General features: G+C 58.0%; 16 protein-coding genes. All 16 read left to right on the plus strand.

Annotation, left to right across the window (positions count from 1 at the left end; all coding sequences use genetic code 11):
* The first annotated feature begins 65 nt into the window (after positions 1–65).
* A complete protein-coding gene (locus ACZ1G7_RS15675) occupies positions 66–929 on the plus strand; it encodes a fumarylacetoacetate hydrolase family protein (protein WP_472660319.1) in 864 nt (287 codons plus the stop codon).
* Positions 926–1,591: a malonic semialdehyde reductase gene (locus ACZ1G7_RS15680; RefSeq protein WP_472660320.1), complete on the plus strand. Its 666-nt coding sequence runs from the start codon at positions 926–928 to the stop codon at positions 1,589–1,591. The genes ACZ1G7_RS15675 and ACZ1G7_RS15680 overlap by 4 nt, the downstream gene beginning before the upstream one ends.
* 14 nt (positions 1,592–1,605) lie before the next feature.
* Positions 1,606–2,067 carry an OsmC family protein gene (locus ACZ1G7_RS15685; protein WP_472660321.1) on the plus strand — a complete coding sequence of 154 codons (462 nt, stop codon included), beginning with the start codon at positions 1,606–1,608 and terminating at the stop codon, positions 2,065–2,067.
* Positions 2,068–2,105: 38 nt separating this feature from the next.
* Entirely contained in the window at positions 2,106–3,179 is a 1,074-nt protein-coding gene (locus ACZ1G7_RS15690; protein WP_472660322.1) for a C4-dicarboxylate TRAP transporter substrate-binding protein, read from the plus strand.
* Between the two features lie 30 nt (positions 3,180–3,209).
* On the plus strand, positions 3,210–3,356 hold the full coding sequence (locus tag ACZ1G7_RS15695) for a hypothetical protein (RefSeq protein ID WP_472660323.1): 147 nt from the start codon (positions 3,210–3,212) through the stop codon (positions 3,354–3,356).
* A 14-nt stretch (positions 3,357–3,370) separates the two neighbouring features.
* A complete protein-coding gene (locus ACZ1G7_RS15700; RefSeq protein WP_472660324.1) occupies positions 3,371–3,760 on the plus strand; it encodes a TRAP transporter small permease subunit in 390 nt (129 codons plus the stop codon).
* The gene (locus tag ACZ1G7_RS15705) at positions 3,757–5,061 is read left to right on the plus strand and encodes a TRAP transporter large permease (protein WP_472660325.1); all 1,305 of its coding nucleotides are present in this window, start codon (positions 3,757–3,759) and stop codon (positions 5,059–5,061) included. Before ACZ1G7_RS15700 ends, ACZ1G7_RS15705 begins: the two co-directional genes overlap by 4 nt.
* A 9-nt stretch (positions 5,062–5,070) precedes the next feature.
* Positions 5,071–5,946, plus strand: coding sequence for a dioxygenase family protein (locus tag ACZ1G7_RS15710; protein WP_472660326.1), 876 nt, complete (start codon positions 5,071–5,073; stop codon positions 5,944–5,946).
* Between the two features lie 166 nt (positions 5,947–6,112).
* Positions 6,113–7,012 (plus strand): YghX family hydrolase, encoded by a 900-nt coding sequence (yghX, locus tag ACZ1G7_RS15715; RefSeq protein WP_472660327.1) that lies wholly within the window; start codon positions 6,113–6,115, stop codon positions 7,010–7,012.
* Positions 7,013–7,207: 195 nt separating this feature from the next.
* Entirely contained in the window at positions 7,208–7,675 is a 468-nt protein-coding gene (rplO, locus tag ACZ1G7_RS15720) for a 50S ribosomal protein L15 (RefSeq protein WP_472660328.1), read from the plus strand.
* A 104-nt stretch (positions 7,676–7,779) separates the two neighbouring features.
* Positions 7,780–9,144, plus strand: a complete 1,365-nt coding sequence (secY, locus tag ACZ1G7_RS15725) for a preprotein translocase subunit SecY (RefSeq protein WP_472660329.1) — start codon at positions 7,780–7,782, stop codon at positions 9,142–9,144.
* A complete protein-coding gene (locus ACZ1G7_RS15730; RefSeq protein WP_472660330.1) occupies positions 9,141–9,719 on the plus strand; it encodes an adenylate kinase in 579 nt (192 codons plus the stop codon). Before secY ends, ACZ1G7_RS15730 begins: the two co-directional genes overlap by 4 nt.
* Positions 9,720–9,926: 207 nt before the next feature.
* Positions 9,927–10,295: a 30S ribosomal protein S13 gene (rpsM, locus tag ACZ1G7_RS15735; protein ID WP_472660331.1), complete on the plus strand. Its 369-nt coding sequence runs from the start codon at positions 9,927–9,929 to the stop codon at positions 10,293–10,295.
* Between the two features lie 15 nt (positions 10,296–10,310).
* Complete coding sequence (rpsK, locus tag ACZ1G7_RS15740; RefSeq protein ID WP_472660332.1) at positions 10,311–10,700, plus strand: 30S ribosomal protein S11; 390 nt, start codon at positions 10,311–10,313, stop codon at positions 10,698–10,700.
* A gap of 114 nt (positions 10,701–10,814) precedes the next feature.
* On the plus strand, positions 10,815–11,831 hold the full coding sequence (locus ACZ1G7_RS15745; protein WP_472660333.1) for a DNA-directed RNA polymerase subunit alpha: 1,017 nt from the start codon (positions 10,815–10,817) through the stop codon (positions 11,829–11,831).
* A 144-nt stretch (positions 11,832–11,975) separates the two neighbouring features.
* On the plus strand, positions 11,976–12,392 hold the full coding sequence (rplQ, locus tag ACZ1G7_RS15750) for a 50S ribosomal protein L17 (RefSeq protein ID WP_298299423.1): 417 nt from the start codon (positions 11,976–11,978) through the stop codon (positions 12,390–12,392).
* Positions 12,393–12,422 lie beyond the last annotated feature (30 nt).

Raw genomic sequence — 12,422 nt, forward strand, 5'->3', positions numbered from 1 at the left:
TCGATATTTATTGACAGTTTCGAATATTGTAGGCAGAAATTCGGAAAGTATACAAGGATTGATGCATGAAATATCTGGTGGGAGAGGTGGAAAACGGCACGGCTGTTTTTGCTGTGACTGGCGAGAAAGCCGTTAATATCAGTGCGCTTGATCCAAATGTCGGCGCAGACCTCGCAGGGCTCGCGGCGGGCCGGGTTGATGCCGAATCCCTCGCGCAAAAAATCGCAAGCGCGCCGACAGTGGCGGTGTCTTCGATCACTCCGGCGCTGCCGATTGCCGCCCCGGGCGCGATTATTTGTGTCGGCCTTAACTACACGGACCACATCAAAGAGGGCGGGTATGACATCCCGGATTACCCCGCCCTGTTCATGCGCTCCAAAGCGTCGATCATGGCCGCGGGCAAGCCGATTGTGCGCCCGACATGTTCTGAAAAGCTGGATTACGAGGCCGAGCTGATGTTGATCGTCGGCAAAGGCGGGCGCCACATTTCCGAAGCGGACGCGCTTGACCATGTGTTCGGCTATACCGTGTTCAATGATGGTTCCGTACGGGACTATCAGCGCAAAACGCATCAATGGACGCCGGGCAAAAACTTTGACAACACCGGCGCGATTGGCCCGTTTGTTGTGTCCCCGGACGAGGTGCCCGAAGGCGCCGCTGGCCTGAAGATCGAAAGCCGTGTGGGTGATGAGATCCTGCAAAGCTCAAACACCGCGAACATGATTTGGGGCGTGCGCAAGATCATGGCCATCGTGTCGGAATACACGACGCTTGCGCCGGGCGATCTGATCGCTCTCGGCACGCCTCCGGGCGTTGGGCACGCCAAAAAGCCGAACCCACGTTGGCTGGTGCCCGGTGAAACCGTCGAAATTGAAATCGAAGGCATCGGCATTTGCGCAAGCCCAATTGTGGACGAGGCGACCGCATGAACGCACCAACGGGTGATGAACTGACCGCATTGCGCCAGGCCGCGCAGCAGGGGCACCGCGATTTGCGGGCGCGGATTGATCGGCTGTCTGATGACGCCATCGATCTTATCCTGCGCGATGCGCGATCCCACTACGCGTGGACGGATAAGCCCATTCCTGACGGCATGCTGGAAGAAATCTACGACATCACCATCAATGGCGCGACAAGCATGAACACGCTGCCCGCGCGGTTTATTTTTGTGAGATCGCCAGAGGGCAAGGACCGTCTGGCAAAATCGCTCAAGCCTGCGAATGTCGGCAAAATGATGGGCGCGCCGGTGACGGCAATCATCGCGCATGACATGAATTTCTGGCACGAACTGCCCTTCCTGTTTCCGCATGAAGACCGCCGCCATCTGTTCGATGGCAACGATGCCTATTGCGAAGACACCGCCTATCGCAACGGCACGCTTCAAGGCGCGTATTTCATGATTGCCGCGCGCGCGGTTGGCTTGGATGTCGGCGCGATGTCGGGCTTTTCGAACAAGATTGTTGACGAAGAGTTCTTCGCAGGCACCACGCTGAAATCCAATTTTCTGTGCAATATCGGCTACGCGGATGAGACGGCCTTGTTCCAAAAGCTGCCGCGCTTCGCATTCGATAAGGTCTGCACATTCGCATGAAAGGGAGCAGCACCATGGCTGTCAAAATGAAAACCGTCGTCACCTACCGCACCAAGGCCGCATGCCCGACACATGCGCGCACCGAAATTCCCGTGCGCGACCTGGATGTCGTGATCGACGAGCCGTTGGAGCGCGGCGGCACCAATTTGGGCCCGACACCGACCGAAACCGCGATGACCGCGCTGATCGCCTGCACCAATGTGATCGGCCACAAAAATGCGCGCAGGTTGGGCGTCGATCTGGGCACAATCGACATCGACGCAAATTGCCAATTTGATCGGCGCGGCGTTCTCATGGAGGAAGAGATCGACGTGCCGTTTCCAAAGGTCACGCTGACGGTGAACTGTGACACCACCGCCAGTCAGGAAGAGCTGACGCAAGTCGGCATCGAGACCGCAAAATACTGCGCAATCGCAAAGCTTTTTGAGCAATCAGGCACTGACCTGACCGTCAATTGGGTGAAAACGAACGCGTAAAATCAGGGCATAGGCCTAAATTTCTGGGAGGAATGACAATGTTGAACTGGACGAAGAAAACGATTTTGGGGGCAACGCTCGCGACGATGACGGCTTTGCCTGTCGCTGCACAAGAAAGCCTGTCCGCCGTGGTGATCGACGGCTACCCGGACCGCGCGCTTTGGGTGAAGGAATTCAGTAACTTCTTTATCCCCGAAGTGGATCGCCGTCTGGCTGAAGCTGGCAAATACAGCATGAACTGGCAGGAAAACTACGGCGGCTCCATCGTGAAGCCCAAAGGTGTACTCGAAGGCGTGCAGCTGGGTCTGGGCGATATCGGCATCGTCACCACGATCTTCCACTCGTCCAAACTGCCAAGCCAAGGTTTGGCCGGGGCCACGCCGTTCATCACATCCGACGCCCGCGCTGTGGCGAAGGCCGTGGATGAAATCGCGCGCGAATTCCCCTCCATGCAGAACGAATTTGCCGAGCAAAATCAGGTGTATCTGGCAACCGGCGTGGTGCTCGACACCTATCAGATTTTCTGTTCCGAACCCGTGTCATCCGTGTCGGATCTTGAAGGCCGCAAGATTGCGGGCGCCGGTCTGAACCTGCGCTATCTCGAAGGCATCAAGGATGCCGCTGGCGTGCGCGGCGGCCTGACCGACTTTTACAACATGATCCAGACCGGTCTCGCCGATTGCGGCATGCTGTGGCCCGAAGCCGCCGTGACCTTCAAAATCGCGGAGGTGGCGCCCTATATGCTGGCCGCCAACCTGGGCGCTGTGAACTCCAAGACCGTCACCGTGAACGCCGATTACTGGGCGTCCTTGCCGGAAGATGTGCAAGGCACGTTGAACGAGGTGGCCGTTGACTACCGCGATCACCTGGCCGGTATTGCCATGGACCGCGCCGCCGCATCGCGTGACGCCTATGTCGCGGCAGGCGGAACCATCGTGGAAGTGTCGGACGCGGATCGCACCGCATGGGCCAATGCCATGCCCAACATCGCGGCGGAGCTGGCGACAACGCTGAACGACCGTGGCGAAGACGGGTCCGGCATGATTGCCGCCTATATCGCCAAACTGGGCGATGCGGGCTTTGTCGGCGCGCGCGATTGGGCTGCTGAATAAGCAGCCCCACACCTTGGGAGGGGTCGAAAAATGCTGAAAACCGCGATCGCCGGCCTCTCTCGGGTTGCCAATACATGTGCTATCGCCGCCAATGCCCTGGGCACGCTCGTCGTGCTGGCACTGGTGGTGGTGTTGAACGTCGATGTGGTCGCTCGCGGCCTCTTTTCGGCCCCCTGAAGGGCACCTATGAAATGGTGCAATTCTCGGTGGTGTTGATCGTGTTCTTGCAGCTGGCCGATGTGGTGCGGGTCGACAGGCTCACCCGCTCTGATGGGTTTTTGAACCTGCTGCATGGGCGCCGCCCAAAGCTAACGGCCACCCTCCGGCGGATCATCAACGCGATATCGGCGATTTTCATGGGGCTGATTGCCTACATCACCTTCCCTGAATTCCTGCATATGTGGGACACCAACGACTATTTCGGGGTGCCGGGGTTGTTCACCCTGCCATGGTGGCCGGTGAAGCTGGTGATCGCCGTTGGCACCGCGCTGTCCTGCCTGATCTTTGTGCTCAAGGTTGTCACGGCGCAGGATCGCCCGCAGCTGGTCCGCACCCCTGAACATGATGAGCCCGCGCCATGACCCCCATTGAGATTGGCCTGATCTCGGTCGTTGCAATTGTCTTTTTGATCTACGCAGGCGTCTACATTCCGGTGGCGCTGGGCGTGGTGTCCTTCGTGTCGATCTGGTTGATGCGGGACAACTTCACGCTGGCGCTGAACCTGCTCAAAATTGCGGTCGGGGACAGTGCTATGGAATATAGCTTTGCCACGATACCGCTATTCACCTTCATGGGGCTCATAGTCAGTAAGGCGGGGCTGGGTCGCGACATCTACGAGGTGATGACCATGCGCTTTCGCAAGGTCAAAGGCGGGATCGGCATGGCAACCGTGGGGGCCAATGCAGTGTTCGCGGCTGTCACCGGATCATCCATCGCCTCCGCGTCGGTGTTCACCAAGGTTTCCGTGCCGCAGATGTTGGCGCAGGACTACAACCCGCGCTTTGCGGTGGGCGTTGTTGCAGGGTCATCCGTGCTTGGCATGATCATTCCGCCCTCCGCGATGCTGATCATCTATTCCTTCGTGTCCGAGCAATCGGTTGGCGACATGTTCCTGGCCGGCGTCATTCCCGGCATCATGCTGGCGATTGCTTATGTCGGGGCGATTTGGGTGATGGGCCGCTACACGCCGGGTTTCGTTGGCGGGCGCGTCGTCGCAGACACTGAATGGATGACCCCGCGCGAAGTGGCATCGAAAACGCTGCCCACCCTTGGTCTGATCACCATCGTCCTTGGCGGCATCTACACAGGTTGGCTCACGGCGGTTGAGGCGGGCGCGACAGGCGCGTTGGTCGCCCTGATCATCGCGGTGGTTCGCAGAACCATGTCACCCAAGGCGTTCTGGGAGGCCTTGCTAGAAACCGGCCACATCACGGCGGCCATCTTGTTCCTTATCACCGCGGCCTCAATTTACAGCCGTATGCTGGGGCTCGCCGGTTTGCCAAACCAGCTGCAAGACCTGCTCGCTGGAAACGCTGCATCATTCTGGACGATCATGCTGATCTATGTGTTGCTGATGTTGTTCCTTGGCACATTGCTGGACACGGCCTCAATCATCCTGATCGTGGTGCCGCTGTTCTTGCCATTGGTCGAGGCGCTTGACCTGTCGCTGATCTGGTTCGGCATCATCACCGTTGTCGGCGCCGAGATTGGGCTGCTGACCCCACCGCTTGGCATATCGTGTTTCGTGATCAAATCGACGATCAACGACGACCGCATATCGCTGAAGGATGTGTTCATGGGCGCGCTGCCCTTCGCCTTTGTCATGTTGATCGTGCTGTTCATCCTGATCGAATTCCCGATCCTCAGCCTCGCACTTTTGTAAGGAGCCATCATGCGCAACGTCACCAAACACAACATCACCGATGTTTTCATGGGCTATATCTCAGACGATTGCGATGCTCGCACGCGTGAGGTGATGGGCAGCTTGGTCAAACACCTGCACGATTTCGCCCGCGAGACAAACCTGACCCATGATGAATGGCGCAAGGGCATCGCGTTTCTGGAAGGCTGCGCCGCAATCGAATCCGAAGACCGGCATGAATTCATTCTGGCCTCGGACGTGTTGGGGCTGTCGTCGCTTGTGGACATGCTCCATTCAAGCGATGAGGCGACGTCCTCCTCCGTGCTTGGCCCGTTCCACGTGTCAGGCGCGCCACCACTTGCGTTTGGCGGCGACATGAAACGACACTTTGGCGGGCCCATTTTGCTGGCGGAGGGATGCGTCAAAGATACGGACGGAACCCCCATCGCAGGGGCGCAAATCGACATTTGGCAAACCGCGCCCAACGGGCTTTATGCCAGTCAGGATGACGATCAGGACACGTTCTCTTTTCATGGGTTGATGACGGTGGGCGACGATGGGCGCTACGCGTTCACAACGGTGAAACCGGTTGAATATACGGTGCCCACCGATGGCCCGGTCGGTGATATTCTGCGGGCCTGCGGGCGTCACCCATGGCGGCCGTCGCACCTGCACTACATCGTCACAGCACCGGGCTATAAATCACTGGTGACTGAGATTTTCCCCGACGATGATCCCTATCTAGACCAGGACACTGTCTTCGGGGTGCGCGAAGACCTCGTTATGACCTATGTCGAAAAACCGGCCTCCGACTTCCCGGACGGGATGGCAATTTCGGGCCAGGTGAATGAGCCCTTCTTGCACGTTGATTTTGACGTGATCTTGAAATCAGACAGCGGGTCTTAGGACGCGCGCCAGAACGACTGGGGTCGTGATGCGTTCGAATATGTCGGGCAAAACGATCCATTCCGTCTGATCACAATTTTCGCCTCTCCCTCGCTCCATCCAAAATCCACGCTATGCTTGAACACATAGGGACAAAACGATTCCAACCGTAACGGGAGACGACTCAATGACCCAGAAATCTCGCAAGAAAGCCTCCGACTTCGACCCGCGTATCCTCGAAATATTCGATGGATATGTGCATGGCAAAGTCACCAAGCGTCAGTTCATGACGCAAGCCTCGAAATATGCCGCCGCCGGCGTCACCGGCGCGATGCTGCTGGATCAGCTCAAGCCGGATTATGCGTTAGCCCAGCAGGTCGCCCCCTATGATCCCGATATCGAGACAACACTGACCAGTTATGAAAGCCCCAATGGTCACGGAACGATCAGCGCGCTGATGGCCAAACCTGCGGGCGCGACCGGCAAGCTGCCAGCCGTGCTGGTGATCCATGAGAACCGTGGCCTAAATCCTTATATCGAAGATGTCGTGCGCCGCGCGGCCAAGGCTGGGTTTCTGGCGATTGGGCCGGACGGGCTGAGCCCGCTGGGTGGATATCCGGGCAATGACGAGGACGGTCGCGAGATGCAGCGATCCCTCGACGGCGCCAAGCTGATGGAAGATTTCTTCGCCGCGTTTGAATTTCTACGCGATCATGACGAGACGACAGGCAAGGTTGGCGCGGTTGGGTTCTGCTATGGCGGCGGGGTCTGCAACGCGCTGGCCGTCGTATATCCCGACCTTGCGGCTTCTGTGCCGTTTTATGGCCGTCAACCGGCTGCCGAAGATGTGCCTGCAATCGAGGCGCCCCTGATGATCCAATATGCCGGGTTGGACGAGCGGATCAACGCGGGTTGGCAGGACTATTCAGATGCGCTCAAGGCCAATCAGAAAGAGTTCAGCGTGCATTTTTATCCCGATGTGAACCACGGGTTCCACAATGACACCACGCCGCGCTACGATGAGGAGGCCGCAAACCTTGCATGGGCCCGGACCATCGCCTTCTTCGACGCACATGTTGCTAGTTAGTTAATAAATCTAGAAAACAGCGTTAAATCAAAGGCCTGCAAGATTCCCCGCATGCGGGGGATCGCGGCCCTTGCGTGAAGATCACGGCTCATCTAAACACCCCCGGTGGACCTGCGGGTTCATGGAATCAATCAAGAAACGCCGCGTTTGCCTCCCTTCGCTTCATGGGGCAATTCCGGCTCTAGGAGAAGCGATATGAAACTCAATGAATTGCGCGACAATCCCGGCGCGACCAAACGTAAAAAACGCGTGGGCCGTGGCCCGGGCTCCGGCACCGGTAAAATGGGTGGCCGTGGTATCAAAGGTCAGAAATCCCGCTCGGGTGTGGCTCTGAACGGCTACGAAGGCGGCCAAATGCCGCTCTACATGCGCCTGCCAAAGCGCGGCTTCAACAAGCCGAACCGCAAGAAATTTGCCGTCATCAATCTGGGCCTGATCCAGAAATTCATCGACGCCAAGACCCTCGACGCGAAAGCCGAGATCACCGAAGACCTGCTGGTCGAAACCGGCGTCGTGCGCCGCAAGCTCGACGGTGTGCGCGTTCTGGCCAAGGGTGAGATCACCGCGAAGGTCAAAATCAACGTCACCGGCGCGTCGAAATCGGCGATCGAGGCTGTTGAAAAAGCAGGCGGTTCGCTCACAGTCGCGGCAGCTGCTGAATAATACCTTGTGAGGGGGCCTGAGGCCTCTTACATAAGTTCAAGTTTTCCAGCGCCGCGACGGGGAAGCCCGGTCGCGGCGCTGTGCTGATACAGGGAACATAACAGATGGCATCAGCCGCCGAGCAAATGGCCTCAAACATGAGCTGGTCCGCCTTTGGCAAGGCGACCGAGCTGAGGCAGCGGATCCTTTTCACCATTGGCCTGCTGATCGTCTACCGGCTGGGAACCTATATCCCGGTGCCCGGTATCGACGCGGACGCGCTGCGCAATTTTGTCGAACAAATCTCGACCGGCGTGGGCGGCATTCTGAACATGTTCACTGGCGGCGCGATTGGCCGGATGGGCCTGTTTGCGCTGGGGATCATGCCCTATATTTCGGCCTCGATCATCGTGCAGCTGATGACCGCCATGGTCCCACAGCTGGAGCAGTTGAAGAAAGAAGGCGAACAGGGCCGCAAGAAAATCAACCAATACACGCGCTACGGCACGGTGTTTTTGGCGACCTTGCAGGCTTACGGTTTGGCGGCAGGCCTTGAATCGGGCGGTCTAGTGACCGATCCCGGCTGGTTCTTCCGCATTTCCTGCGTCATCACCCTTGTCGGTGGCACCATGTTCCTGATGTGGCTGGGTGAGCAGATCACCGCACGCGGCATCGGTAACGGCATCTCGCTGATCATCTTCGTGGGCATCATCGCCGAAGTTCCCGCCGCTCTGGCGCAGTTCTTCGCGCAAGGCCGCTCCGGCTCGCTAAGCCCAGCAGTGATCATCGGCGTGTTGTTGGTGGTCGTTGCGACCATCACCTTCGTGGTGTTCATGGAACGCGCGCTGCGCAAAATCCACATCCAATACCCGCGCCGCCAAGTTGGCATGAAGGTTTATGATGGCGGCTCAAGCCACCTGCCAGTCAAGGTCAACCCATCGGGCGTGATCCCCGCGATCTTTGCATCCTCGCTCTTGCTGCTGCCGACCTCGATCAGCACGTTTTCTGGCGCGTCGACCAGCCCGGTGATGGCCACAATCCTCGCCTATTTCGGGCCGGGCCAGCCGCTCTATCTGTTGTTCTTCACGGCGATGATCGTGTTCTTCGCCTATTTCTACACGTTCAACGTGGCGTTTAAGCCTGATGACGTGGCCGACAATCTGAAGAACCAGAACGGGTTCATCCCCGGCATCCGCCCCGGGCAGCGCACCGCCGAGTATCTGGAATATGTGGTCAACCGCATCTTGGTGCTGGGGTCCGGCTACCTGGCTCTGGTCTGCTTGCTGCCGGAAATCTTGCGCGCGCAACTGGCCATTCCATTTTACTTTGGCGGTACGTCCGTTTTGATTGTAGTCTCCGTGACCATGGACACGATCCAACAAGTGCAGTCCCACATGCTGGCCCACCAGTATGAAGGCCTGATCGAAAAATCCCAACTTCGCGGCAAAGGCGCCAAGAAGCGGGGCAAACGGAGCCCATCACGCAAATGAACATTATCCTTCTCGGACCGCCGGGTGCTGGTAAAGGCACGCAAGCAAGCAAACTTGTCGAAGAGCGGGGCATGATCCAGCTCTCAACCGGTGACATGTTGCGGGCCGCCAAAAGCTCCGGGACCGAGATGGGTAAGAAAGTGGCCGCAGTAATGGATGCGGGCGAGCTGGTTACCGATGAGATTGTTATCGGCCTGATCGAGGAACAGCTTGAAGCCAACCCCGGCGGCGGCTTCATCTTTGACGGCTTCCCCCGGACCTTGGCGCAGGCCGACGCGTTGGGTGATTTGCTGGACAAGCATGGCGCGAGCCTCGACGCAGTGATCGAACTTGCCGTGAATGACGAGGTGCTCGTCACCCGCATCCTCGGCCGCGCAGCCGACGCGGTCGCCGCAGGCGGCACCGCACGCGCCGACGATAACGAGGAAAGCCTCAAAACCCGCCTCATGGCTTACTACAAACAAACCAGCCCACTGATCGGTTACTACCATGCCAAGGGTGCGTTGCAGTCTGTTGATGGGCTCGGCGAGATTGGTGAAGTGGCGGTGGCGATTGCCGGGGTTCTGGACAGTTAACAAAGGCTCTTCCTGACCCCCTTGACCCCACAGTTAATAGCGCCTAAACCGCGCCATCCCGCAAGGGAATCGCGCATCAGCTGATCTGGCCAGACAGCCCCGCGCATGAGTACCTAAACCCCAAGCCCGTCGGTGAAAATCCTGCGGGCTTATGTTGTGAAAAAAGGTTCCGGGATTACGGAACCGCGACCAAGAAGGAAGACCACTTTGGCTCGTATTGCTGGCGTTAACCTGCCCGACGGAAAGCGCGTCCCAATCGCTTTGACCTACATCACCGGTATCGGCAACACCTCCGCGCAAGCGATCTGTGAGGCTGTCGGCATCGATCAGACCCGCCGTATGAACGATCTTAGCGATGCTGACATCCTGAAGATCCGTGAGCATATCGACGAGAACTACACTGTCGAAGGCGACCTGCGCCGCGACACGCAAATGAACATCAAGCGTTTGATGGACCTGGGCTGCTACCGCGGTCTGCGTCATCGCCGCAACCTTCCTGTGCGCGGTCAGCGCACGCACACCAACGCTCGTACTCGCAAAGGCCCTGCAAAGGCCATTGCTGGTAAGAAGAAATAAGGGAGGGTTTGATCAATGGCACGCGATAAGGTCAAAACGAAGAAGAAGGTCCGCAAGAATATCGCTGCGGGCGTGGCTCACGTGAACTCTTCGTTCAACAACACAAAAATCCTGATCTCTGACGTTCAGGGCAACGCAATTTCGTGGTCCTCTGCGGGCACCATGGGCTTCAAAGGGTCGCGCAAGTCGACACCTTATGCGGCTCAGATGGCAGCAGAAGACGCGGGCAAGAAAGCACAAGATCACGGCGTGAAAACGCTTGAGGTCGAAGTGCAGGGCCCGGGCTCCGGCCGTGAAAGCGCATTGCGCGCTTTGGCTGCAGTTGGCTTCCAAATCTCGTCGATCCGCGACGTGACGCCAATGGCCCATAACGGCTGCCGCCCGCCAAAGCGTCGCCGCGTCTAAGATATCCAAATTGGGGTCAGGGGGCAGCCACAAGCGCCGTCCCCTGGCTTTGACATTTCAACCTCGAGTGTTCCGGGTTTTGGACATGACCCTGAACGAGCATGGAGGCCCCCTATGATCCATAAGAACTGGCAAGAATTAATAAAACCCAACCAGCTTGAGATTAAGCCTGGCACTGATCCTGCGCGCAAAGCGACGGTGATTGCCGAGCCGCTTGAGCGTGGCTTTGGTTTGACCATGGGCAACGCGCTGCGCCGCGTGCTGATGAGCTCGCTGCAAGGTGCGGCGATCACATCGGTGCAAATCGACAACGTGCTGCATGAGTTCTCCTCGATCTCTGGCGTTCGCGAAGACGTCACCGACGTGGTTTTGAACCTCAAAGGCGTGGCGATCCGTATGGAAGTCGAAGGGCCCAAGCGCCTGTCGATCTCGGCCAAAGGTCCGGCGGTTGTCACCGCTGGCGATATCTCCGACAGCGCGGGTATCGAAATCCTGAACCGTGACCATGTCATCTGCCACCTTGATGATGGCGCCGACCTGTTCATGGAACTGACCGTGAATACCGGCAAAGGCTACGTCTCGGCAGAGAAGAACAAGCCAGAAGATGCGCCTATCGGCCTGATGCCGATCGACGCGATTTTCTCGCCTGTGAAAAAAGTCAGCTACGACGTGCAGCCGACCCGCGAAGGTCAGGTTCTGGACTATGACAAGCTGACCATGAAAGTCGAAACCGATGGTTCGATCAGCCCTGACGACGCCGTGGCCTTTGCCGCACGCATCCTGCAGGACCAGCTGGGCATCTTCGTAAACTTCGACGAGCCGGAATCGGCCCGTGCGCAGGACGACGAAGACGAGTTGGAATTCAACCCGCTGCTCTTGAAAAAGGTCGACGAGTTGGAGCTTTCGGTGCGTTCCGCAAACTGCCTGAAGAACGACAATATCGTGTATATTGGCGATCTGATCCAGAAGACCGAAGCAGAGATGCTGCGCACGCCGAACTTTGGCCGCAAGTCCTTGAACGAAATCAAGGAAGTGCTGTCGGGCATGGGTCTGCACCTGGGTATGGACATCGTTGATTGGCCACCAGAAAACATCGAAGACCTGGCCAAGAAGTTCGAAGACCAGTTCTAAAGAATTCGGGGTTCGCATCCGTGCGGACCCCAACAAATGCCCGGACAATACCGGGGACTGCCTGGGCAATCCTGCCCCAACAGAGGCACCGACACGCATCGGAAAGCCCGTACAAAGTATAGACGACCTAGAAGGACTTGAAAAATGCGTCACGCACGAGGCTACCGCCGCCTGAACCGCACCCATGAACACCGCAAAGCGCTGTTCATCAACATGTGCGGCTCGCTCATCGAACATGAGCAAATCAAAACAACCCTGCCAAAAGCCAAAGAATTGCGCCCGATCATCGAGAAAATGATCACGCTGGCGAAACGCGGCGATCTGCACGCGCGCCGTCAGGCCGCAAGCAAGCTGCGCCAGGACAAAGACGTCGCCAAATTGTTCGATGTTCTGGGCCCACGCTACAAGGACCGCCAAGGCGGTTATGTGCGCGTTCTGAAAGCCGGCTTCCGCTACGGCGACATGGCGCCAATGGCGATCATCGAATTTGTAGACCGCGACGTCTCCGCCAAAGGTGCGGCTGACAAAGCCCGCGTCGAAGCGGAAGAAGCTGCAGAGTAATCTGCTCGGGTCCCGGACCCGCCCACGCGA

It is taken from the genome of Litoreibacter sp. JB4-2 (assembly GCF_055693445.1).